This window comes from Micromonospora sp. A3M-1-15 (assembly GCF_024213425.1).
GTDB classification, from domain to species: Bacteria; Actinomycetota; Actinomycetes; order Mycobacteriales; family Micromonosporaceae; genus Micromonospora; species Micromonospora chersina.
The window spans coordinates 99,511-122,652 of sequence record NZ_JANAVK010000002.1; the positions used below are offsets into that span (position 1 = coordinate 99,511).

Genomic DNA, 23,142 nt, shown 5'->3' on the forward strand with positions numbered 1-23,142 from the left:
ACAGTCAAGCCTGACTTTTTCTGGGTCGCTTTGTCGATGTTTTCAATTCAGGCACTTGGATCTAGCTGTCCGTCGGGGGCAGGACTAACGTGCGGCCTCACCAGATCAAGGAGGCGTGCCGTGACTCATCCTCCCGACCCATCCCAGACAGGCCCCCAGGTCGAACGGTTCGGCTACCGACAGGAACTGAGCCGGAGCCTCAGCTTCACCGACCTGCTCATCTACGGACTGATCTTCATGGTGCCGATCGCGCCCTTCGGCATCTTCGGCAGCGTGTACGCCGGCTCCGGCGGCATGGTCGCGCTCGCCTACATCATCGGCATGGTGGCGATGATGTTCACCGCCCTGTCGTACGCGCAGATGGTCCGCGCGTTCCCCATGGCCGGCTCCGTCTACAGCTACGCCGGTCGCGGCATCGCACCGCCCGTCGGCTTCCTCGCCGGCTGGGTGATCCTGCTCGACTACGTCCTCGTGCCCGGCCTGCTCTACCTGGTGGCGAGCGTGGCCATGCACTCGCTCGTGCCCGGCGTGCCGGTGTGGGCGTGGCTGGTGGCCTTCGTCGTGCTCAACACCGTCGTCAACTACTTCGGCATCAAGATGACCGCCCGGGTCAACCGGGTGATGCTCGCCGCCGAGGTGGTCATCCTCGCGATCTTCCTGGTCGTCGGCGTGATCGCGCTGGCACAGGGCAAGGGTGCCGGCTTCTCGCTCCGGCCGCTGTTCAACGGGGACACCTTCTCCTGGCCGCTGGTCTTCGGCGCGGTGTCGATCGCCGTGCTCTCCTTCCTCGGCTTCGACGGGATCTCCATGCTGGCCGAGGAGAGCCGCGAGGAGGCCCGGCAGATCGGCCGGGCGATGGTCGCGGCGCTGCTGCTGGCCGGCGCCCTGTTCGTCGTGCAGACCTGGGTCGCCGCCCTCCTGGTGCCGGACGCCGCCAGCCTGCTCGACAACGGCGACCCCGAGGGAACCGCGTTCTACGACGCGGCCCGCGCGGCCGGCGGCGGCTGGCTGGCCGCGCTGACCGCCCTGGCCACCGCGATCGCCTGGGGCTTCGCCAACTCCCTGGTCGCCCAGGCCGCGACCTCCCGCCTGCTGTACGCGATGGCCCGCGACCGGCAGATGCCGCGCTTCCTCGCCCGGATCAACCCGAAGCACAAGGTGCCGGCCAACGCCACCCTGCTGGTCGCCGCGATCTCCCTGGCACTCGGCCTCTACATGGCCAGCCGCGACGACGGCATCTCGCTGCTGTCCACACTCGTCAACTTCGGCGCCATGACGGCGTTCCTGGCGCTGCACGTCTCCGTCGTGACCCACTACGTGGTGCGCAACGGCAGCCGGGACTGGCTGCGGCACCTCGTGGTGCCGGTGATCGGGTTCCTGATCCTGCTCTACGTCGTGATCAACGCCAAGGTCGCCGCCCAGGTGCTCGGCTTCGTCTGGCTGGGCGTCGGGCTGCTGGTCCTGCTGGCCTTCTACCTGACGGGCCGGCGCCCCGAACTCGCCGCGCTTGTCGACGTCGCCCACGACAGCACCGACGAGCCGGTGAAGGAGCCGCACTGATGACCGACGTGGTGAAGTACCGGCCGGAGCCGGACGAGCTCTCCTACACCTTCGGCGGGCGCGAGGCGGTGCTCCGGGTGCGCCCGGGCACGATCCTCGAGCTCTACACCGAGGACTGCTTCGGCGGGCGCGTCCGCAGCGTCGACGACCTGCCGTCGCAGGTCTGCCAGTTCCCGTACCTCAACCCGGTGACGGGACCGATCCACGTCGAGGGTGCCGAGCCCGGTGACACCCTCGCCGTCCACTTCGTCGCCATCGAGCCGGCCCGGGACTGGGCCGTGTCCACCACCTTCCCGCACTTCGGCGCGCTCACCAGCACCCACACCACGGCGACCCTGCAACCCCCGCTCGACGAGGTGGTCTGGCGGTACGACGTCGACGTCGCGGCCGGCACGGCGACGTACCGGGCCCGCCGGGGCGACTACACGGTGGCGCTGCCGCTGGACCCGATGCACGGCACCGCCGGCGTGGCGCCCGGCGCCTTCGAGGCGCGCATGACGATCACCCCGGACGCGCACGGCGGCAACATGGACACCCCGGAGCTGCGGGCCGGAGTCACCGCGTACTTCGGCGTGAACGTGTCGGGAACGCTCTTCGCCCTCGGCGACGGGCACTGCCGGCAGGGCCACGGCGAGGTCTGCGGCACCGGCATCGAGGCGGCCATGAACACCACGGTCGTGGTGGACGTCGTCAAGGGAGCCGGCACGCCGTGGCCCCGGCTGGAGTCGGACGACGCGCTCATGTCCACCGGCTCGGCCCGCCCCCTGGAGGACGCGTACCGGATCAGCCAGCACGACCTGGTCACCTGGACCGCCGAGCTGGTCGGCCTGGATCAGCTCGACGCGTACCAACTGGTCAGCCAGGCCGGCGAGGCGCCGGTCGGCAACGTGTGCGACACGAACTACACGATGGTGGCGAAGGTGGACAAGCGCTACCTGGGCGGGCGCGGTGGATACGACGGGGTGCACGCCCGGCTGCGTGAGACGGCCCAGCACTACCTGACCCACCGCTGACCGGTGCCGGGACCGGCCGGCCACCACCGGCCGGTCCCGCTGCGACTCGGAATCTTCACGATCTCGCGCGGGGGGTGCGCGTCAGCGGCCGTCGCGCGGGCCGAAGACGGTGAGCGCGTCCGCGTCGGAGTGGCGCGAGCGCAGGTACTCGTCGGCCCAGGCCGCGGCGTCGGGGAAGCCCGACTCGGCGGCCACCCGGGCGCACGCGGCGTCCACGTCGAAGGCGGTCCGGCGCAGTTGCACGCCCGGCCCGAGCAGCGCCCACCAGGCGCCCGCGCCGCCGTACGGCATGCCGACGCTGCCCGGGTTGACCACCAGGCGGCGGTCGACCAGCCGGGTGAACGGCATGTGCGTGTGCCCGCAGACCACCGTGCCCACCTCGGCCGGCAGCCCGGCGAAGACCTCGGCCCACCGTTCCATGCGGGAGTCGACAAGCACCACCTCCTCGTCGTCCCGGGGCGTGGCGTGGCAGAAGAGCACCTCGCCGAGGCCGGCGACCGGCAGCGTCACGGTCGGCGGCAGCGCGGCGAGCCGGGCCACCTGGTCGTCGCGGAGCTGGGTCGCCGCCCAGTCGGACACCTCGATCTGCGCCGGCCGCCCGGCCCGCGCCTCGACCAGTTCCCGGTCGGCGTTGCCGCCGACCCAGCAGGCCCGGTCGCCGAGCGAGGCGAGCAGGTCGAGCACCTCGACCGGCTGAGGGCCGGCCGCGATGTCGCCGGTGAGCACGATCAGGTCGGCGGCGGCCACGTCCGGCTCGGCCAGGACGGCTTCCAGCGCCGGCAGCGCGCCGTGGATGTCGGAGAGGACAGCTACCCGCTCGATCATCGCCCCAGCCTCCGCCGGGTCGGGCCGATGGTCCAGCGATTCTGCGCCGGGCAGACGCGACCGGTGTCGCTGCGCCGGGCCAGGTTCCGTGTCCGAGGCCCGGACGGGACCGGCCCGGACCGCGGAGGCGGGCCGGGCCGGGACGTCGGGCGGAGGTGTCAGACCCGCGCGCGGCGGGCCAGGCGCTCCGGGTCGAGGATGATGATGCTCTTGCCGTCGAGCCGCAGCCAGCCGCGCGAGGCGAAGTCGGCCAGGGCCTTGTTGACGGTCTCCCGGGAGGCGCCGACGAGCTGGGCGATCTCCTCCTGGGTCAGGTCGTGGGTCACCCGCAGCACGCCGCCGTCGCGGGTGCCGAACCGGCCGGCCATCTGGAGCAGGTTCTTGGCGACCCGGCCGGGCACGTCGGTGAAGATCAGGTCGGCCAGCGAGTCGTTCGTCCGGCGCAGCCTGCGGGCCAGCACCCGCAGCAGCTGCTCGGCGATCTCGGGCCGGTTGTTCAGCCACGGGCGCAGCGCCTGCTTGCGCAGCCGGACCAGCCGGGTGTCGGTGACCGCCGTGGCCGTCGCCGTACGCGGGCCGGGGTCGAAGAGCGACAGCTCGCCGACCATGTCCGACGGGCCCATCACGGCGATCAGGTTCTGCCGGCCGTCCGCCGCGCGGCGGCCCACCTTGATCTTGCCGGACAGGAGGATGTAGAGACTGTCGCCGGGCTCGCCCTCGTTGAAGACGACCTCGCCCTTGCGGACCTCGATCGTCTCCATCTCCTTGGCGAGCGCCTCGGCAGCCTCCGGGTCGACACCCTGGAAGATCCCGCTGCGGGCCAGTACCTCGTCCATCGCGCACCTCCGCTTGCGCGTGCCGTCCGTCGGCCGGGTCCGCCGTCCGCTGATCCCTCGCGCGCCGCCAGTCTAGGCGCACATGAGCGGGAATCAGAGGTGCACCCCTGGAATCTTGATCGTTGGGCGTAACCCGCCCGACCCGGTCAACGACTAGGATCCCGCCTCCGGTGCGGGCCGCCACCACCCGTCCCCACCTGTGATCGTAGGGTGACCGGCGTGCTGAGCGAGCCGTTCCTGACCAGCCGGCCCGAGGACGGGTCGGACATCCCGCTGCTGGTCTGGCGGGCCGAGGCGCCGCTGCTGGCGGTCGGCTCCGCCCCGCTGGGCGGGGGGATCGGCGTACGCCGTTGGGTCGTCAACGCGACCGTGCCGATGTCGTACGACCGGGACGACCCGGCCGCGCACCTGGCCGAGCTGGCCGACGGCCTCGGCCTGGCCGGGCCCGGGGTCGGGCTGCTGACCGGGGTCGACGTGACCGAGGTGGTGGCCCGCGCGGACGGCGGCGTACGGGTCTGGGCGACCGTCGGCCTCGGCACCCCGGTCTGGGCGGCCGAACCCGAGCCCGCCGCGCCCGCCCAGCGGGTCGGCACGGTCAACATCGTCGTGCACGTCCCGGTCCGGCTCGGCGACGCCGCCCTGGTCAACGCGGTGGCCACGGCCACCGAGGCGAAGGCCCAGGCGATCTGGGAGCTGGGGTTGCCGGCCACCGGCACCCCCACCGACGCGGTCACCGTGCTCTGCCCGGCCGACGGCGAGCCGGCCCCGTACGGCGGCCCTCGCTCGGCCTGGGGCGCCCCGCTGGCCCGGGCCGTGCACGCGGCGGTCCTGGCCGGCGGCGCCGGCACGGTGGTGCCCTGGTCCGACCGGCGGGCGGGCTGAGCGTGAACCGGTCCCGCCCGGCCGATCGGGTTTTCCGACCGATCGGCCCTCGTCGCGGCATTCCCGGGACGGTAGCGTCGCGCACGATGTACGCTCCCGCCCTTTCCGTGCCTCGCCCCCGTCGCCGCCGCTCCGCCGCCCGGGGCGTGCGCCTCTCCGCGGCCCTCGGTGCGCTGCTCGTCGCCCTGCTCGCCGCCGGGTGCGGCGACGGTTCCGGCGACGGGCCGATCTGGCAGCCGGGCCAGGGCGGGGGGTCGACCGCCTCGGCGGGCCCCGCCGAGGCCGACCAGCCCGACGCGTCGGGCGAGCCGGCCGAGAAGTCGATCTCGCTGACCGCGACCGGTGACGTGATCATGGGCAACGCCCCGTCCCGGCTGCCGGCCAACGGCGGGAAGGGCTTCTTCGACGACGTCAAGACCGCGCTCAAGGGCGACCTCGTGATGGGCAACCTGGAGGAGCCGCTCACCGACGACACCGGCGCCGGCAAGTGCGGCCCGCAGCCGAAGAACTGCTACCAGTTCCGGGCGCCCCCGGGCTGGGCGGCACATCTGCGCACCGCCGGGTTCCAGCTGCTCAACCAGGCCAACAACCACGGCTACGACTACGGCCAGCAGGGCTACGAGAACACCCAGTCGGCGCTGGAGGCGCACGGGCTCAAGCACACCGGCGCGCCCGGCGAGATCACCGTGCTCGACGTCAAGGGCGTCAAGGTCGCGGTGGCGGGCTTCTCGTCGTACCCCTGGTCCAACAGCCTCATCGACATCAACGCGGCGAAGCAGGTCATCACCATGGCCAAGGGGATGGCCGACCTGGTCGTGGTGCAGGTGCACATGGGCGCCGAGGGCGCCGACCGGTCCCACGTGAAGCCGGGCACGGAGATGTACGTCGGGGAGAACCGGGGCGACCCGATCCGCTTCTCGCACGCGGTGATCGACGCCGGCGCCGACCTGGTGATCGGGCACGGCCCGCACGTGCTGCGCGGCATGGAGTTCTACAAGGGGCGGCTCATCGCCTACAGCCTGGGCAACTTCGCCGGGGGCGGGAAGTCGCTGAACAGCGCGGGCCGGCTCGGCTGGGGTGGCGTGCTGAAGGTGTCGCTGACCGCGGAGGGGCGCTTCGTCGGGGGCGAGTTCACCTCGACCGCGATGAACAGCGTGGGCCGGCCGGCCATCGACCGGCAGGACCGCGGCCTCGGTTTGGTCCGCGAGGTGAGCCGGGCCGACTTCCCGCAGTCCGGGGCGCGGCTCGACGGGAGCGGCAAGATCAGCGCTCCGGCGGGTGGCTGAGGCGCACCGCCGCCCGCGTGGGCCCCGCCGGGACGTCGCCCCCGCGACGTAGGCTGGCCGGCGTGACCACGCGCCTCCCCGAGACCGACCTCGGCCGCACGCGCCGCGCCCGCCGGATCGGCCGGGTGCTGACCGAGACGCACCCCGACGCGCACTGTGAACTCGACCACTCCAACGCGCTGGAGCTGTCCGTCGCCACGATCCTGTCGGCCCAGTGCACGGACAAGAAGGTCAACGAGGTCACTCCGAAGCTGTTCGCCCGCTACCGCAGCGCGGCGGACTACGCCGGGGCCGACCGCGCCGAGCTCGAGGAGCTGATCCGGCCCACCGGGTTCTACCGGAACAAGACCAGCTCACTGATCAACCTGGGCCGCGCCCTCTGCGAGCGCTACGACGGCGAGGTGCCCGGCCGGCTGGCCGACCTGGTCACCCTCCCGGGGATCGGGCGCAAGACCGCCAACGTGATCCTGGGCAACGCCTTCGACGTCCCCGGCATCACGGTCGACACCCACTTTCAGCGGCTCGTGCAGCGGTGGGGGCTGACCACCGAGACCGACCCGGTGAAGATCGAGCACGCGATCGGCGCGCTCTACCCGAAGCGCGACTGGACGATGCTGTCGCACCGGATCATCTTCCACGGCCGGCGGGTCTGCCACGCCCGCAAGCCGGCCTGCGGGGCCTGCACGCTGGCGAAGCTCTGCCCGTCGTACGGCACCGGGCCGACCGAACCGGTGGCCGCGGCCAAGCTGCTCAAGGGGCCCCGCGCCCGGGACCTGGCGGCGGCCGTCGGCATCGACCCCGACCTGGTGCCGCAGCAGGCCGTGGCGGCGGAGGTGCCGTGACCCGCCGGCTCGCGTACCTGCTCGTCCCGCTGCTGCTCGGGGTGGCCGGCTGCACCGGCAGCACCGAGGAGCCGGCGGGCCGGGCGCCGGCCACCCGGGCCGAGCGCCCCTCGCCGTTCGCCGACTGCGCCCCGCTGACCGCCGCGCCGCCGTCCGGTCCGGCCCCGTCCGGCGCCCCGGGTGATCCCCTGCCCGACCTGGCCCTCTCCTGCTTCACCGGCGGCGCCCCGGTGAACGTGCGCGAGATCAAGGGTCCGGCCGTGATCAACGTGTGGGCGTCCTGGTGCCCGCCGTGCCGCAAGGAGCTGCCCGCGTTCCAGCGGCTCAGCGAGCGCGCCGGCGGCCGGTTCCAGGTGATCGGGGTCAACAGCCGGGACAGCCGCGGCGGCGCGCAGTCCATCGGCGAGGACTTCGGCGTCCGGTTCCCCATGCTTGTCGACCAGGGGGACGCGTTCGAGCGGGCGCTCGGCCGCAACGCCTTCCCGCTGACCGTCCTGGTCGACGCCGACGGGCGGATCCGGCACACCGACTCGACCGGCGCGCTCGACGACGCCCGCCTCGCCGAGCTGGTCCGCACCCACCTCGGGGTGCGGCTGTGACCCGACCGCCCGGCTGGCTCGACCCGCTGCTCGACCGCCTCGGCACCGCGCGGGCCGAGGACTTCACCCGGCTCGCCACGCCGGAGAGCGGCGGTCGGGAGAGCGCCGTGCTGGTGCTGCTCGGCGAGGAGCCGGCCGCCGGCCCGGACGTGCTGGTCCTCCAGCGCGCCGCCACGCTGCGCAACCACGCCGGGCAGCCGGCCTTCCCCGGCGGCGCGGCCGACCCGGAGGACGCCGACGCCAGCGCCACCGCGCTGCGCGAGGCGAACGAGGAGGTCGACCTCGACCCGGCCAGCGTCACCGTGCTGGCCGAGCTGCCCAAGCTGTGGATCCCGGTCAGCGACTTCCTGGTCACCCCGGTGCTCGCCTGGTGGCACGACCCGCACCCGGTGCACCCCCGCGAGCCGGCCGAGGTCGCGCACGTCGCCCGGCTGCCGATCGCCGAGCTGGTCGACCCCGAGAACCGGATGCGGGTACGCCACCCGAGCGGCTGGATCGGCCCGGCCTTCTCGGTGCGCGGCATGCTCGTCTGGGGCTTCACCGCCGGGGTGCTGAACACGCTGCTGGAGATGGGCGGCTGGGCCCGCCCCTGGCCGCGTTCCCGGGTGGTGGAGCTGCCGCCGACCGGCGCCGCCCCGGCCCCCTCGGCGGGCACCGACGCGGTCGACGAGAGCCCGGTCCGCTGAGCCGACCGGGATCACCGGCACGGCTCTGAAGGTCACGTTCAGCGAGCGGTCAGCCTGTTCCGGGCACGGTGCCCGTACCCTGGGGGCGTGTCCGCCGTGGATCTCGTACTGCTCCTGCTCATGCTCGTGTTCGCGATCAGCGGATACCGTCAGGGTTTCGTCATCGGGGCGCTGTCGTTCTCCGGCTTCTTCCTGGGCGCCCTGCTCGGCCTGCAGGTCGGGCCGCTGGTCGCCCGGCAGTTCGCCGACAGCGGCACCCGCGTGCTGATCTCCCTGGTGGCCATCTTCGGGCTGGCCGTGCTGGGGCAGGCGCTGGCCGGCTGGCTCGGCTCCAACCTGCGGGCGGCGATCACCGGGCCGTTCGGGCGGAAGGTCGACGACGCCGGCGGCGCGGTCATCTCGGTGTTCGCCGTCATGCTGGTGGCGTGGCTGGTCGCCGTGCCGCTGGGCTCCTCGTCGGTGCCCTGGCTGGCCTCCTCGGTGCGCAACAGCGCGCTGCTGACCGTGGTCGACCGGGTGCTGCCCGACAAGGCGCAGGAGCTGTCCACGGCGCTGCGCGACACGGTCGACACCAACGGCTTCCCGGACGTCTTCGGCGACCTCGCGCCGACCCGGGCCCGGCAGGTCTCCCCGCCCGACCCGGCGCTGGCCAACTCCCAGGTGGTGAAGAACAGCCAGCGGTCGGTGGTGAAGGTGCTGGGCTCCGCGCCGAGCTGCGCCCGCCGCATCGAGGGCTCCGGCTTCGTGTACGCCGACGACCGGGTGATGACCAACGCGCACGTCGTGGCGGGCACCCGGTCGGTGGCGGTGGAACTGCGCGGCGAGCGCTACGACGGCGAGGTCGTCGTCTACGACCCCGCGCGGGACCTGGCCGTGCTGCACGTGCCGGGCCTGCCCGGGCCGTCGCTGCGCTTCGCCGCCGGGGAGGCCGGCAGCGGGGCCGACGCCATCGTGCTGGGCTTCCCCCTCGACGGCCCGTACGATGCCCGCCCGGCCCGGATCCGGGACGTCGACCGGATCACCGGCCCGGACATCTACTCGTCCGGCGACGTGACCCGGGAGATCTACACGATCCGGGCGCTGGTCCGCAGCGGCAACTCGGGCGGCCCGCTGGTCTCCTCGAACGGACTGGTGCTCGGCGTGATCTTCGCGGCCGCCGCGGACGACCCGAACACCGGCTTCGCGGTGACCGCCGCCGAGGCGCGGTCGGTGGCGCTGGCCGGCGCGGAGCGTACCCGCGGGGTGGCCACCGGCGACTGCACCTGAGCCCGCGGGCGGCGGTCAGCCGGCCGCGGCGCCGGCCCGGGTCACGTCGTCACCGGAGCGGCCCAACGGCAGCTTGGCCCGGCCCCAGGTGAGCGTGCGGTCGAGCACCGCCCGCGCCATGATCGCCACGCAGACGCCGCCGTTGAGGAAGGACGCCGCCACGTCGCTGGGGTGGTGCATCCCCCGGTACATCCGGGTGACCGCGACCCCGACCGGCACCAGCACCAGCAGCGTCCACCAGGTGACCTTGGCCGGGGTGCTCCGCGCCCGCAGGGCGAGCAGCACGGCGATGCCGACATAGAGCGCCATGGCGGCGGACGTGTGCCCGGACGGGAAGCTGGAGGTCGGCGGCGAGCTGTCCATGTGCTCGACGGCGGGGCGGCGCCGGTCGATGGCCATCGTGGTGAAGAGGAAGATCAGCGCCTGCGCGCTCACCGCGGCGCAGAGGAAGATCGGCTCCCGCCAGCGGTGCAGCACCAGTCGCAGCACCAGCGCCACCAGCACGGTCACCACGACGATCACCTGGGTGCTGGCCAGCGTGCTGAACACCAGCGAGACGTCGTTCCAGCCCGGGGACCGGTGGGCGGCCAACTCGCGGTTGACCGTGTCCTCCACGGTGAACGGCCAGGTCTTCGCGAGCACCCGGGTGACCAGGAGACCCAACGCGACCATGACGGAGAAGAGCAGGGCCACCGGCAGCAGGATCCGCCGGGCGATCTGGACCGCGACATCGGACATGAGCCGCCCTTTACCCCGACAGGTGCCGGACTACGCGTGGCGGCCGTCCGGCCCCGGTTCGGCCAGCTCCGGCTCGACCCCCTCCCGGGCGGTACGCGCCGGCCGCCGGCCGACCCGGGTCCGCCAGGTGGAGAAGGCGGCCGAGGTGGCGACGACCACCGCCACGCCGAGCAGCCAGCCGCCGACCACGTCGCTGGTCCAGTGCACGCCCAGCGCGATCCGGCTGAGCCCGGTCACCACCGCGATCAGCACCGCCACCGCCCAGAGCGCGCCGCGCAGCGGCCGGCTGTGCCGGGCGAACGGCAGGAAGACCAGCAGCAGCACGCCGGCGGCCAGGGTGGCGTTCAGCGCGTGGCCGGACGGGAAGGAGTAGCCGGCCGCCCGGGCCACCGAGTCGAGCAGGTCCGGCCGGTGCCGGCCCACCAGCAGCTTGAGCAGCGCGCCGAGCAGCCCGCCGACGGTCATGGTGGTGACCACCCAGAGGGCCAGCCGGGGCGCGCCGCGCAGCAGCAACCAGACCACCACCGCGGCGGCGGCCACCCGGAGCGGGCCGGGCCCGAAGACGTGGGTCCAGACCTCCATCACCCGGACCCAGGCCGGGTGGTCGACGCCGTACCCGTGCAGGGCGTCGGTGATCGAGGCGTCCAGCCGGGACAGCGGCGACCAGGCGCCCAGCACCAGCAGCGCGAGCAGGGCGAACGGCACCAGCACCAGGAAGGCGGCGGTGGCGGCCAGGGTCAGCCGGAGACCCAGTGATTTGTCCGGGTCGAGGCGGCGGTGCCGCCAGGACCGCTCCTGCGGGGAGATCAGGTCGCCGGAGGTGTTCATGCGCTGTTCACTACCCAGGCTGGGGCCCGGTCAGACGGGCCGGTCCGGTCAGCGGCGGGACTGGCGGAACCGGCGGACCGCCAGCGCGGCACTGGTGACCAGGGCGACGAACAGGGCGAGCCCTGGCCAGAGCCGCTCCCGCGCCGAATCGTCGACCTGGCCGGCCGGGCGGGCCTCCCAACGGGGCTCCTGCTCGGGCGCGGCGACGCTGAACGGGTCGCTGGGAGGCACGGCGGCGGCCCGGGTGTCCGGGCCGAGGCCGGGCGCCCAGCCGAAGCCCACCTTGCCGGGGGAGCCGCCGTCGTCGAGCGGGTTGGCCTCCACCGGGGGCACGTCGGAGGTCAGTGCGGCCACCGGATCCACCATGCCGTAGCCGAACCGGTCGTCGCGACCGGTGGGCCCGAGGTCCCGTGCGGTCGTGATGATCCGGTTGACCACGTCCGCGGCCGACATCTGGGGGTACCGGGCCCGGATGAGCGCCGCCGTCGCTGCGACGAGGGGAGCCGCGAAGCTGGTGCCCTGCACCATCCAGTAGCCGCCGGGACGGGCCCCGAAGATCGCGGTGGCCGGAGCGCTGAGCACCGTCTCGTGGCCCGTGACCGCGCCGGACCAGAGGTTGTCGCTCGGGTCCATCCCCGTCACGGCGAGCACGCCCGGCTCACGGGCCGGGTACCAGACCTTGCGACTGTCCGAGGTGGCCAGGTTGCCCGTGCAGGCGACCACCACGACGTTGCGAGCGAAGGCGTAGTCGATGGCGGCGGCCAGGGCGTCGCTGGTGTCCGTGCCGCCGAGGGAGAGGTTGATCACGCGGGCGCCGTGGTCCACCGCCCAGCGCACGCCGGTGGCGACGGTGCTCGCGTGGTCGTACCGGTTTTCCTGGTCGAGCACCCGGACCGGAAGGATCTTGGCCTCAGGCGCCAGCCCGACCGCGCCGCGGTCGTCGTCGTTACGCCCGGCGATGAGGCCGGCGACGGTGGTGCCGTGCCCCACCGGATCGGGCCCGTCGGCGCCCCCGGAGACCAGGTCGATGCCGGGCAGCACCTGGCCGGCCAGGTCGGGGTGGGAACCGTCCACTCCGGAGTCGACCACGGCGACGATGACGCCACGGCCGGTGGAACTCTGCCAGGCGGTCTGCGCCTGCATCTTGGCGAGTTGCCACTGGCCCGCGCGGACCGGGTCGACAGGGGTGAGCTCGTCCGCCGGCGCCAGCCAGACGGCTTCTCGTGCGGCGGGGGCCGGAACGGCGTGCGCGGACCTGGCCGGCGGAACGGCCACGGCGGCCAGGACCGCCGCCGCGCCGAGCAGCACGCGTCCGGCGAGACGCCGGGGCGGCGCGGTGGGAACTCCCTGCCGATCCCTGGTCACATTCCCCAGCCATTCATCGCGTCAGACACATGCCGCTCGGAGATTACCGGTTTTCCCGCCAGTCACGGTGCAACTCGGTGAGACCGGTCAGCCGGGCGGGAGATGCGCCAGCTGGACCAGGCGTACGCCCTCGCGCCGGGTGACCAGGCGACCGCGGCCCGGTGGCAGCGGACCGGCCTTCACCTGAGCGACGAGCGGCCCCTCCTCCGGGCCGCCCGACATGACCAGCCCGGCCGTGGACAGCTCCCGCAGCCGCTGGATGATCGGCTCGAACGAGGTCCGGCCGGCGCCTCCGGAGCGGCGGGCCAGCACGAGATGCAGGCCGACGTCCCGGGCGTGCGGCAGGTGCTCCTCCAGCGCCCGCAACGGGTTGGTCGGCCCGCCGGCCACCAGGTCGTAGTCGTCCACCAGCACGAACAGCTCCGGCCCGGCCCACCACGACCGGTCGCGCAGCTCGGCCGGGGTGACCTGCGGCCCGGGCAGCCGCCCCTGGAGGTAGCCGGCCGCCGACTCGATCAGCTCGGTCGTGTGCGGCGCGGCGGTCCCGTACCCGATGAGGTGCGCCGTCTCGATCGTGCCCATGAGGCTGCGCCGGTAGTCGACCAGGATGACCCGGGCCTGCTCCGGGGTGAACCGGTGGACGATCGAGGTGGCCAGCGCCCGCAGGAACGAGGACTTGCCGCACTCGGCGTCGCCGAAGACCACGAAGTTCGGCTCGGTGGCGAAGTCCAGCACCACCGGGCGCAGGTCGGCTTCGGCCACCCCGATGGCGAACGCCAGCCCGGTGGTCGCGGTCTGGTCCAGCTCGGCGTAGGGCAGCACCGGCGGGAGCAGCCGCACGCGGGGCGCGGCAGGCCCGGCCCAGGCCCCGGCGACCGCCTTCACCAGGTCACCCGTCTCGGCGCCCAGGCCGGCGACCCGGGGCGCGGCGGCGAGGAAGTGCAACCCGCCCGCGGTGATCCCGCGCCCCGGCCGCTCCTCCGGCACGGCCGCCGCCAGCGCGCGCTTGACCACCACCGAGTCGGCCGGGTCGCCGAGGCGCAGCTCCAGCCGGGAGCCGAAGAGGTCGCGGATCGCCGGCCGGAAGTCCGACCAGCGCAGCGCGCTCGCCACCACGTGCACCCCGTACGCCAGGCCCCGGGTGGCCAGCTCGGTCACCAGCGGCTCCAGGTCCTCGTACTCGCCGCGCAGGGTGTTCCAGCCGTCGACCACCAGGAACACGTCGCCGAACGGGTCGGTGCCGGGCCGGCCGCCGGCCGTCGCCGTGGCCCGCCGCCGGCGCCAGGCCGCCATCGACTCCACCCCCGCCTCGGTGAACCGCCGCTCCCGCTCGGCCAGCAGGGTGACCATCTCCCCGACGGTCCGGCGTACCGCGGTGTCGTCGGCCCGCCCGCTGACCCCGCCGACGTGCGGCAGGTCCCGCAGCGCGCCGAGCGTCCCGCCGCCGAAGTCCAGGCAGTAGACCTGCACCTCGGCCGGGGTGTGGGTGAGCGCCAGCGCGCAGACCAGGGTGCGGAGCAGTGTGGACCGGCCGCTGCGGGTGGTGCCGACCACCGCGACGTGCCCGGCCGCGCCGTCCAGGGCCAGCCAGAGCAGGTCGCGGCGCTGCTCGAACGGCTTGTCCACCACGGCCACCGGCACCTGGAGGGCGCCGTGCAGCTCCGGGTTGCCCACGGTGAGCCCGCGGGCCGGGTCGACGCCGACCGGGCCGAGCAGCTCGTCGAGGCAGGGCGAGGCGTCCAGCGGGGGCAGCCACACCTGGTGCGCCGGCGGGCCCTGCCCGGCCAGCCGCCCCACCAGCAGGTCCAGCAGCGTTTCGCCGGTCTCCTCCTCGGCGCTGAGGGCAGCCGGGGCGGCCGGCTCGGGCGCCGGCACCAGATGGGTGGAGAAGGCGAGCAGCCGGGAGCTGCCGGCGCCGGGCGCGCCCGCCGGGCCGCCGCTGCGGCGCACCGCGCCGGAGACGTACGCGGCCCTGAACCGGACCAGCGGGTCGGTGCCCGAGCGCAGGTAGCCGTGCCCCGGGCTGCGCGGCAGCTCGTGCGCGTCCGGCACCCCGAGCACCGTCCGGGACTCCAGCGCCGAGAAGGTCCGCAACCCGATCCGGTACGACAGGTGGGTGTCCAGCCCGCGCAGCCGGCCCTCCTCCAGCCGCTGCGAGGCGAGCAGCAGGTGCACGCCGAGCGACCGGCCCAGCCGGCCGATCTGCACGAAGAGGTCGATGAAGTCCGGCTTGGCGGAGAGCAGTTCGGAGAACTCGTCGCAGACGAGCAGCAGCGACGGCAGCGGGGCGAGCGGCGTGCCGGCCGCCCGGGCCCGCTCGTAGTCGCGTACGCCGGCGAAGTTGCCGGCCCGGCGCAGCAGCTCCTGGCGGCGCATCAGCTCGCCGTTGATGGCGTCGACCATCCGGTCGACCAGGGGCAGCGCGTCGGCCAGGTTGGTGATCACCGCGGCGGTGTGCGGCAGCCGCTCGAAGGGCGCGAAGGTGGCGCCGCCCTTGAAGTCGACGAGCACGAAGTTGAGCTGCTCCGAGCTGTGCGTGGCGGCCAGCCCGAGCACCAGCGTGCGGAGCAGCTCCGACTTGCCCGAGCCGGTGGCGCCGATGAGCAGCCCGTGCGGGCCCATCCCGTCCTGCGCCGACTCCTTGAGGTCCAGCTCGATCGCCCCGCCGTCGGCGCCCACCCCGATCGGCACCCGGAGCCGGTCCCGGGCGGCCCGGGGCGTCCAGCCCTGCTCGGCGGTGAAGTTCTCCGGGTCGCCGAGGCCGAGCAGCTCGGGCAGGCCCGGCTCGGCGCCGGGCGGGGCGTCCGGTCCGCGTGCCGTCCCGGCCAGCCGCAGCGGCGCGAGCCGGCGGGCGACCGCCTCGGCGTCGGCCGCCTCCAGGGCGTCGGCCGCGCCCACCTCGGCGTGCCCCTCGGCGGAGTGCGAGTGCAGCCGGCCGTCGACCAGGTCGAGCAGGAGGGCGTACCGGTCGAGCAGGCGGGGCGGCGGGGTGTCCAGGTCGAGGACGGTGACCGCGTCGATCCCGCCGTCGCCGGCCAGGTCGGCGGCGCCGGTCAGGTCACCGCCGTCGAGCACCACCACCACGTGCGGCCCGTCGGTGGCCGGGCCAGCAGGGCTGAACCGGGAGCGGCTGCCCAGCACGTCGTCGAGGAGCCGTTCCAGCTCGGCCGCGGAGCTGGTGACCAGCCGGACCGGGCCGAGCGCGTCGGTGCGCCCCGGGTGGTGGGCGTGCGGCAGCCACTTCACCCACTCCCACCGCGCCCGTCGTTCCGGCCCGGCGCACACCGCGATCAGCAGCTCGTCGGGGGCGTGGAAGACGGCCAGCTGGATGAGCACCGCCCGGGCCAACGCCTGTGCGTCCGGCGAGCCGGCTCCGCGAACCTTGCCGGCGGGGCCGCGCACGAAGACCCGGGCGAAGCTGCGCAGCGAGAGCGCCACCGGCAGGTCCGGCACCACCGAGTACGCGTCCAGGAAGCGCCGCAGCGCCCCCGCGGTCATCGGCTCCAGCTCGTCCAGCGGTCGGGTGACCGGCGGGAGCAGCGGGGTGGCGAGCGTCTGCGGCCCGACCCCGACCCGGACCACGGCGAAGTCGGGGTCGGCCGGCCGGCGCTCCCAGACCCGGTGGCTGTCCACGGTCGACCAGAGCCGCCCCGGGTCGGGGTGCCGGTAGTAGAGCCCGGCGCGCTGCGCCCCGGCGGTCTCCCGGACCCGGCGGCGCAGCGCGGCGAGGTGCCGCAGGTACTCCCGGCGGGCGGCCATCATCTCCGACTTCTTCGGGCCGGCCCTGCCCCAGCTGGTCACCAGCATCGCCACCGAGGAGAGCCCGAACATGCCGCCCACCACGTACGAGTAGGCCCCGCCGCCCCGGCCGAACATCATGGCCATGGCCACCGTCCCGCCGAGCATCGGCAGCACCATCAGCGCCTGCTGCCAGCGCCCGCCGGCCACCGCGGGGATCTCCGGCGGCGCCTCCACGGTCAGCTCGCCGGCCGGGATCTCCGGCGCCGGGCGGCGTGGCGGCCGCTTGATGACGACAGTGGACACAGAGCCTCCCCATGGCTCTCGGTAACCCGAGCCTGGCTCATAGTAGGTAAAGTCCACTCGTCCGTCAGCCACCGTTCCCGCTCGATATGGAGAAGCATCGATGACAAGCGGGCTGGCCCGGGTCACGATCAGCGCGCCCCGGCGGCGGGTCGACGTGGCCCTGCCGGAGCAGGTTCCCCTTGCCGAGCTGCTGCCCGAGGTGCTCCGGCACGCCGGGGAGGGGCTGGCCGACGACGGCGAACGGCACGGCGGCTGGGTGCTGCGGCGGACCGACGGGGCCGTGCTGGCCACCGCGCAGGCACTGCTGCCCCAGGGCGTCCGCGACGGCGAGGTGCTCCATCTCGTCCCCGCCCGCGCCGAGTGGCCCGAGCTGGAGTACGACGACGTGGTCGAGGCGATCGCCGACGGCGCCCGACGCCGGGGCGCCGCCTGGTCGCCCCGGGCCACCCGGGCCGCAGCTCTGGCCGGCGCGGGCGTGCCGCTGGCCGTCGGGCTGCTCGCCGTGCTGGCCGCCGGCCCCGGGCCGCGCAACGGCTGGCCGGTCGCCGCCGTGGTGGCCCTGCTCCTGGTGCTGGCCGCCACCGCCGCCTCCCGGGCGTACGGGGACGGGCCGGCCGGCGCCACCCTCGGCGGGTACGCGCTGCCCTGGGCCGCCGCGGCCGGCGCCCTGGCGGTCGGCTCGGGTGACCCCGTCGGCCCGTTCTGGCCGCTGCGCTGGGTCGGCGCGCCCGAACTGCTCGCCGGCTCGGTGGCGCTGCTGCTGGTGTCGGTGCTCGGCCTGCTCGGGGTGGCCAGCCGGTCCCGGGTCTTCCTGGCCGGCGCGACCACCGGCGCGGCCGGCGCGGCGGCCGGCCTCGGCGGGCTGTTCCTCGACCCGGCCGGCACCGCCGCCGTGCTGCTCTGCGCGCTGGTCTTCGCGCTCGGCGGGCTGCCGCTGCTGGCCATCCGGCTCGGCAAGGTGCCGCTGCCGCCGATCACCCTGCCCGCACCGGCGGGCGGCCCGCCCGGCGTCCGCGACCTGCCCGACCGGGGCCGGGTGCACGCGGCCGTGGCCCGCACCGAGGAGATGCTGACCGGGATGCTGCTCGGGCACGCGGTGCTGGCCGTCGCGGCCGCGGCCGTGCTCGCCACCACCGGAGGGCTCGCCGGTCGGCTGCTGGTGGCGGTCGGCTGCGGGGTGCTGCTGCTGCGCTCCCGGCTCTTCGTGGCGGTCCGCCACCGGGTGCCCTCCGTCGCCGCCGGGCTGGCCGGGTACGCGCTGCTCGGCGCGGTGCTCGCCGGCCGCTCCGGTCCGGCCGGCCGGCTGGCGCTGTCCCTCGGCGGGCTGGCCCTGGCCCTGGTCGCCGTCGCGGCCGGCGCCACGTACGCCCGCCGGCCGGTCTCCCCGTACCTGGGCCGGCTGGCCGACCTGACCGACACCGCGCTGGTGGTCGCGGTGGTCCCGGTGGCCTGCGCGGTGCTCGACCTCTACGACCGGGCCCGCGGCCTGCTCGGCTGACCGGCACGCACGAGGGCCCGGGTCGCTCGGTGGAGCGGCCCGGGCCCGTCGGCGCGGATCAGGTCAGTGCAGGGTCTCGCCGCGCTCGGCGGCCTCCTTGGCGCGCTGGTACGAGGCCACGATCTCGGCCTCGGCCTCGGTGCGGCCCACCCAGGTCGCGCCCTCGACCGACTTGCCCGGCTCCAGGTCCTTGTAGACCTCGAAGAAGTGCTGGATCTCCAGGCGGTCGAACTCGCCCAGGTGGTGGATGTCCCGCAGGTGCTCCTGGCGCGGGTCCTCGTAGGGCACGCAGAGGACCTTGTCGTCGCCGCCCTTCTCGTCGGTCATCCGGAACATGCCGATGGTGCGGCAGCGGATCAGGCAGCCCGGGAAGGTGGGCTCGGGCACCAGCACCAGCGCGTCCAGCGGGTCGCCGTCCTCGCCCAGGGTGCCCTCGATGAAGCCGTAGTCGGCCGGGTACTGCGTGGAGGTGAAGAGGGTGCGGTCCAGCCGGATCCGGCCGGTCGCGTGGTCCACCTCGTACTTGTTGCGGTGACCCTTCGGGATCTCAACCGTGACGTCGAAATCCATCTCCCACGCTCCCTCGTTTGCCCACGCTGGCTAACGGAACCAGTGGCGCCGCCCACCGGACGGGGTGAACGACCCCCGCCGGCTCCGACCGCCGCATAGTGTTCGGACCGAAGTAGTGTCACCCAAGGCGCTTTGGAGCGGGGGAGGAGGGGGTCGTGGGGAGGGAAGATTCACACTACCGCCCCGAGGGGGTTGACGGGCGCAGGTCCGCAGGTTCCGGTTCCGGCGGGGCCACCGGCCGCGTCTCGGTCCCCGGCACCAACCCCGCCCACCGCCCCGGGCCGCCCGTCGGGTCCGCCCCGGTCGGCCGCGCCAACCCCGGCCAGTACGGCCACCCCGGCCCGCAGGAGTACGGCCACCCGGCGCCGCGGGAGTACGGCCGCCCGGCCTCCCGGGAGTACGGCCACTCGACCCCGCGGGAGTACGGCCACGCCGACCCCCGGCAGCACGGTCACCCGGACCCCCGGGACCACGGCCCGGGTCCGGCCGCCCCGGTGAGCTGGCCCGGCTACGACGCGCCCGGCGGCATCCCGGTGAGCCCGCCCGTCCCGCCGGTCGGGGCCGCCCCGCCCCCGCTCCCGCCGCCGCCCCCGCCACCCGGCCGGCGCCGGGTCCGGCTGGTCGCGGTGCTGGCCAGCGTGCTGATCGTCGCCCTCGCGGCGGTCGGGCTGGCCGTGGTCCGTCCCGGCCCGTTGGCCGGCTGGCTGGGCGGCGGGGACAGCCCGACCGCCGCCGCGCGGTCGCCCGAGCCGCCCCCGCCCGCCGTGCTGGCCGGCGCCGACGGCAACGCGCCGCTGCCCACCCCCGAGGGGGTACGCGCCGCGCTCGAACCCCTGGTCCGCGCCGCCGCGCTCGGCGACCGGGTGAACGTGTCGGTGGCCGACGTGACCACCGGCCAGGCGCTCTACGGCAGCGGGCAGGACGCCCCGACCGTGCCCGCCTCGGTGACCAAGCTGGCCACCGGGGTCGCCGTGCTGGCCGCGCGCGGCCCGGCGCACCGGATCCCCACCCGGGCGGTGGCCGGCGCGGCCCCCGGCGAGGTGGTCCTGGTGGGCGGCGGCGACCCGACCCTCGCGGTCGACAAGAACGGCTTCTACCCGGGCGCGGCCCGGCTGGACGACCTCGCCGCCCAGGTGCGCAAGGCGCTCGGCGGCACCGCCCCGACCAAGGTCACCGTCGACTCGTCCCTGTTCACCGGCCCGGTGTACGGGCCCGGCTGGGACTCCGACATCCCCACCGGCGGGTTCGGCGCGGCGATCACCGCGCTGATGACCGACGGCGCGCGGCGGGACCCGGCGGAGGCCCGCCGGACCGAGGAGGCCATGAACCACGCCGCCGAGCGGGTGCCCCAGCCGGACCTGACCGCCGGCCGGCAGTTCGCGAAGCTCCTCGGGCTCTCCGGAGCCGCCGGCGAGGTGAAGCGGGGCACCGCGCCCGCCGACTCCGGCGCGTCCACGGCAGGCACGCCCGCTCCCGGCGCCGAGCTGGGCAAGGTCGAGTCGCTGCCCATGGTCCGCCTGGTCGACATCATGATCAGCGACAGCGACAACGTGATCGCCGAGGCGATGGCCCGCCAGGTCGCGCTCGCCAAGGGCAAGCCCGGCTCGTTCGCCGGCGGCGCGGCCGCCACCGACCAGGTGCTCGGCGAGCTGGGGCTGCCGGCCGACGAGATCAGCCTGGCCGACGGCAGCGGGCTTTCCCGCACCAACCGGATCAGCCCGTCGCTGCTCACCGACCTCATCACGCTGGCCGGCAACGGGAGCCACCCCGACCTGGCCGCGATCTTCGGCGGCCTGCCGGTCGGCGGCTGGTCCGGCACGCTGGACGAGCGCTACCAGGCGTCGGCGACGAAGGCCGGTGCGGGCGTGGTCCGGGCGAAGACCGGGACGCTCACCGGGGTGAACGCCATCGCCGGGCTGGTGACCACGGCCGACGGCCGGCTGCTCACGTTCGCCGTCCTCACCGACCGCACGCCGGACACCCTCGACGAGACCCGGCAGGCCCTCGACCGGATCACCTCCGCGCTGGCCGGCTGCGGCTGCCGCTGACCGTCCCCACCGGTGAGACCGGCGTCGATCGGTCGGCGCGAGCCCGGGTTGGGGTGTCGCGGCGCGGGTACGGTGGGTTCATGGCGCAGTTCGTGGACTGGGATCTGGCCGCCGCGACCGCGGGGGCGCTGGGCAAGTCGGGCCCCCGGGTGTCGTATGCCGAGGCCACCGACGTGGTGGGCGAGCTGCGCCGGCTGACCGAGGAGGCCGCCGGTCACGTCGCCGACTACACCGGCCTGCGCTCCCAGGTCGCCCACCCGCCGGTGCGCGTGGTCGACCGCCGCGACTGGGCGGCCGCCAACATCGCCGGGCTGCGCGAGGTGATCACCCCGCTGGTGGACCGGCTCTCCGGCGACAAGCGCCCCGGGCCGCTCACCGAGGCGATCGGTTCCCGGCTCACCGGTGTGCAGGCCGGCACCGTGCTGGCGTACCTCTCCGGCCGGGTGCTCGGCCAGTACGAGGTCTTCGCCGGCGACCCCGGCCAGCTCCTCCTGGTCGCCCCGAACATCGTCGAGGTGGAGCGGAAGCTGGGCGCCGACCCCCGGGACTTCCGGCTCTGGGTCTGCCTGCACGAGGTGACCCACCGGACCCAGTTCACCGCCGTGCCGTGGATGCGTGCGTACTTCCTCAGCGAGGTGCAGGCGTTCGTCGACGCGTCGCAGGGCGGCGAGCACGTGCTGGAGCGGCTGCGCCGGGGCGTGGCCACGCTCGCCGACGCGGTGAAGGACCCGAACAGCCGGGCCAGCGTGCTGGACATCGTGCAGACCCCGGCGCAGCGGGCCGTGCTGGACCGGCTAACCGCCCTCATGACCCTGCTGGAGGGGCACGCCGAGTTCGTCATGGACGGCGTCGGCCCGCAGGTCATCCCCAGCGTCGAGTCGATCCGGGCGGCGTTCAACCGCCGCCGCGAGTCCGGCAACCCCCTGGAGAAGGCGATCCGCCGGCTGCTCGGCATCGAGGTCAAGATGCGCCAGTACGCCGAGGGCCGCAAGTTCGTGCACGGCGTGGTGGACCGGGTCGGCATGGCCGGCTTCAACAAGATCTTCTCCTCGCCGCTCACCCTGCCCCGGCTCGACGAGCTGGGCGACCCGGACGCCTGGGTGGCCCGGGTGCACGGCGGCCCGGCGAACGTGCCCCCGGCTGCCGGCTGAGTTGGCCCCGCTAGCCCCGCCGGTCGCCGCCGTCCGGCTCGCCGTACGCCGGGCGTTGACCGGGCTGCCCGGGGCCGGGCCGGTGCTCGTGGCCTGCTCCGGCGGCGCCGACTCGCTCGCCCTGGCGGCCGCCACCGCCTTCGTGGCGCCCCGCCTCGACCGCCGGGCCGGCCTCGTGACCGTGGACCACGGCCTGCAACCCGGCTCGGCCGAGCGCGCCGAACGGGTGGCCCGGTGGGCGGCCGAGAGCGGTCTCGACCCCGTCGAGGTGGTCCCGGTGACCGTCGCCGGCCGACCCGGCGGCCCGGAGGCGGCCGCCCGTGAGGCCCGGTACGCCGCCCTGGTCGCCGCGGCCCGCCGGCACGGCGCGGCCGGGGTGCTGCTCGGGCACACCCGCGACGACCAGGCCGAGACGGTGCTGCTCGCCCTGGCCCGGGGCGCCGGCCCGCGCGGCCTGTCCGGCATGCCGGCCCGGCGTGAGCTGGACGGCGTCCCGCTGCTGCGCCCGCTGCTCGACGTCCCGCGCGACGACACCCGGGAGGCGTGCGCCGCGCTCGGGCTCACGCCCTGGGCGGACCCGCACAACGTCGACCCCGCGTACGCCCGGTCGCGGGTCCGCGCCGACCTGCTTCCGGCGCTGGTCGAGGCGCTCGGTCCCGGGGTGGTGGGCAACCTGGCCCGCACCGCCCGGCTGCTGGCCGCCGACACCGCCGCGCTGGACGAACTCGCCGGCGCGGCGCTCGCGGAGGTCCGGGCCGCCGGGGGCGGGCTCTCGGTCGACGGCCTGGCCGCCCTGCCGGCGGCGGTACGCACCCGGGTGCTGCACGCGTGGGCCCGCGAGCTGGGCGCCCCGCCGGCAGCCCTGTCGCACCGGCACGTGGCGGCGCTGGACGCCCTGGTCACCGACTGGCACGGGCAGGGCCCCGCGCACCTGCCCGGCGGCCTCCCGGTGCGCCGCCAGGCCGGTCGCCTCACCACCTGATCCGCCCCGGCGGTCCGCACGCCGAAACGCCGGCCCGCCGAGCCGACGGTGTCTGACCGCACCGGATACCGTCAGCCCGCCGAGCCGATGGTGTCTGACCGCACGGGATACCGCCACCTCGCC

The 23,142-nt window shown here is 75.2% G+C and carries 19 protein-coding genes; 12 read left to right on the forward strand and 7 right to left on the reverse strand.

Annotation, left to right across the window (positions count from 1 at the left end; genetic code table 11):
* Positions 1-120 precede the first annotated feature (120 nt).
* Positions 121-1,560, forward strand: coding sequence for an APC family permease (locus tag NLX85_RS10150; protein WP_254333933.1), 1,440 nt, complete (start codon positions 121-123; stop codon positions 1,558-1,560).
* Complete coding sequence (locus tag NLX85_RS10155; protein WP_254333935.1) at positions 1,560-2,573, forward strand: acetamidase/formamidase family protein; 1,014 nt, start codon at positions 1,560-1,562, stop codon at positions 2,571-2,573. The genes NLX85_RS10150 and NLX85_RS10155 overlap by 1 nt, the downstream gene beginning before the upstream one ends.
* 81 nt (positions 2,574-2,654) lie before the next feature.
* Here NLX85_RS10155 and NLX85_RS10160 read toward each other — a convergent pair whose 3' ends face one another.
* The gene (locus tag NLX85_RS10160) at positions 2,655-3,398 is read right to left on the reverse strand and encodes a metallophosphoesterase (RefSeq protein ID WP_254333937.1); all 744 of its coding nucleotides are present in this window, start codon (positions 3,396-3,398) and stop codon (positions 2,655-2,657) included.
* 158 nt (positions 3,399-3,556) lie between these two features.
* Complete coding sequence (locus NLX85_RS10165; protein ID WP_007073398.1) at positions 3,557-4,234, reverse strand: Crp/Fnr family transcriptional regulator; 678 nt, start codon at positions 4,232-4,234, stop codon at positions 3,557-3,559.
* 219 nt (positions 4,235-4,453) lie between these two features.
* Here NLX85_RS10165 and NLX85_RS10170 point away from each other — a divergent pair, with 219 nt between their 5' ends.
* The 6 genes from NLX85_RS10170 to NLX85_RS10195 all read left to right on the forward strand — a co-directional run bounded on the left by NLX85_RS10170 (position 4,454) and on the right by NLX85_RS10195 (position 9,795).
* Positions 4,454-5,116, forward strand: a complete 663-nt coding sequence (locus tag NLX85_RS10170) for an adenosylcobinamide amidohydrolase (RefSeq protein WP_254333939.1) — start codon at positions 4,454-4,456, stop codon at positions 5,114-5,116.
* Positions 5,117-5,202: 86 nt separating this feature from the next.
* On the forward strand, positions 5,203-6,402 hold the full coding sequence (locus tag NLX85_RS10175; RefSeq protein WP_254333941.1) for a CapA family protein: 1,200 nt from the start codon (positions 5,203-5,205) through the stop codon (positions 6,400-6,402).
* Between the two features lie 62 nt (positions 6,403-6,464).
* Complete coding sequence (gene nth, locus NLX85_RS10180; RefSeq protein WP_254333943.1) at positions 6,465-7,244, forward strand: endonuclease III; 780 nt, start codon at positions 6,465-6,467, stop codon at positions 7,242-7,244.
* On the forward strand, positions 7,241-7,843 hold the full coding sequence (locus tag NLX85_RS10185) for a TlpA disulfide reductase family protein (RefSeq protein ID WP_254333945.1): 603 nt from the start codon (positions 7,241-7,243) through the stop codon (positions 7,841-7,843). The genes nth and NLX85_RS10185 overlap by 4 nt, the downstream gene beginning before the upstream one ends.
* On the forward strand, positions 7,840-8,529 hold the full coding sequence (locus NLX85_RS10190) for a CoA pyrophosphatase (protein ID WP_254333947.1): 690 nt from the start codon (positions 7,840-7,842) through the stop codon (positions 8,527-8,529). Before NLX85_RS10185 ends, NLX85_RS10190 begins: the two co-directional genes overlap by 4 nt.
* Positions 8,530-8,616: 87 nt before the next feature.
* Positions 8,617-9,795, forward strand: a complete 1,179-nt coding sequence (locus tag NLX85_RS10195) for a MarP family serine protease (protein ID WP_254333949.1) — start codon at positions 8,617-8,619, stop codon at positions 9,793-9,795.
* Positions 9,796-9,810: 15 nt separating this feature from the next.
* Here NLX85_RS10195 and NLX85_RS10200 read toward each other — a convergent pair whose 3' ends face one another.
* The 4 genes from NLX85_RS10200 to eccCa form a co-directional block, all read right to left on the reverse strand.
* The gene (locus tag NLX85_RS10200) at positions 9,811-10,533 is read right to left on the reverse strand and encodes a phosphatase PAP2 family protein (RefSeq protein WP_254333951.1); all 723 of its coding nucleotides are present in this window, start codon (positions 10,531-10,533) and stop codon (positions 9,811-9,813) included.
* A gap of 30 nt (positions 10,534-10,563) precedes the next feature.
* Positions 10,564-11,361, reverse strand: a complete 798-nt coding sequence (locus NLX85_RS10205; RefSeq protein WP_254333953.1) for a phosphatase PAP2 family protein — start codon at positions 11,359-11,361, stop codon at positions 10,564-10,566.
* A gap of 48 nt (positions 11,362-11,409) precedes the next feature.
* Positions 11,410-12,726 carry a type VII secretion-associated serine protease mycosin gene (gene mycP / locus NLX85_RS10210; RefSeq protein ID WP_254333955.1) on the reverse strand — a complete coding sequence of 439 codons (1,317 nt, stop codon included), beginning with the start codon at positions 12,724-12,726 and terminating at the stop codon, positions 11,410-11,412.
* Positions 12,727-12,813: 87 nt separating this feature from the next.
* Positions 12,814-16,770, reverse strand: coding sequence for a type VII secretion protein EccCa (gene eccCa / locus NLX85_RS10215; protein ID WP_254333957.1), 3,957 nt, complete (start codon positions 16,768-16,770; stop codon positions 12,814-12,816).
* A 100-nt stretch (positions 16,771-16,870) separates the two neighbouring features.
* Between eccCa and eccD the strand changes: the two genes are divergently transcribed.
* A complete protein-coding gene (gene eccD / locus NLX85_RS10220; RefSeq protein ID WP_254333959.1) occupies positions 16,871-18,268 on the forward strand; it encodes a type VII secretion integral membrane protein EccD in 1,398 nt (465 codons plus the stop codon).
* Between the two features lie 63 nt (positions 18,269-18,331).
* Here eccD and NLX85_RS10225 read toward each other — a convergent pair whose 3' ends face one another.
* Positions 18,332-18,838 (reverse strand): inorganic diphosphatase, encoded by a 507-nt coding sequence (locus NLX85_RS10225; protein ID WP_091266984.1) that lies wholly within the window; start codon positions 18,836-18,838, stop codon positions 18,332-18,334.
* Positions 18,839-19,464: 626 nt separating this feature from the next.
* Between NLX85_RS10225 and dacB the strand changes: the two genes are divergently transcribed.
* The 3 genes from dacB (at position 19,465) to tilS (ending at position 23,019) form a co-directional block, all read left to right on the forward strand.
* On the forward strand, positions 19,465-20,886 hold the full coding sequence (gene dacB, locus NLX85_RS10230) for a D-alanyl-D-alanine carboxypeptidase/D-alanyl-D-alanine-endopeptidase (RefSeq protein ID WP_374628086.1): 1,422 nt from the start codon (positions 19,465-19,467) through the stop codon (positions 20,884-20,886).
* 80 nt (positions 20,887-20,966) lie between these two features.
* Entirely contained in the window at positions 20,967-22,037 is a 1,071-nt protein-coding gene (locus tag NLX85_RS10235; RefSeq protein ID WP_254333964.1) for a zinc-dependent metalloprotease, read from the forward strand.
* A 1-nt stretch (position 22,038) separates the two neighbouring features.
* Positions 22,039-23,019 (forward strand): tRNA lysidine(34) synthetase TilS, encoded by a 981-nt coding sequence (gene tilS / locus NLX85_RS10240; protein WP_254333966.1) that lies wholly within the window; start codon positions 22,039-22,041, stop codon positions 23,017-23,019.
* The last annotated feature ends 123 nt before the right edge of the window (positions 23,020-23,142 follow it).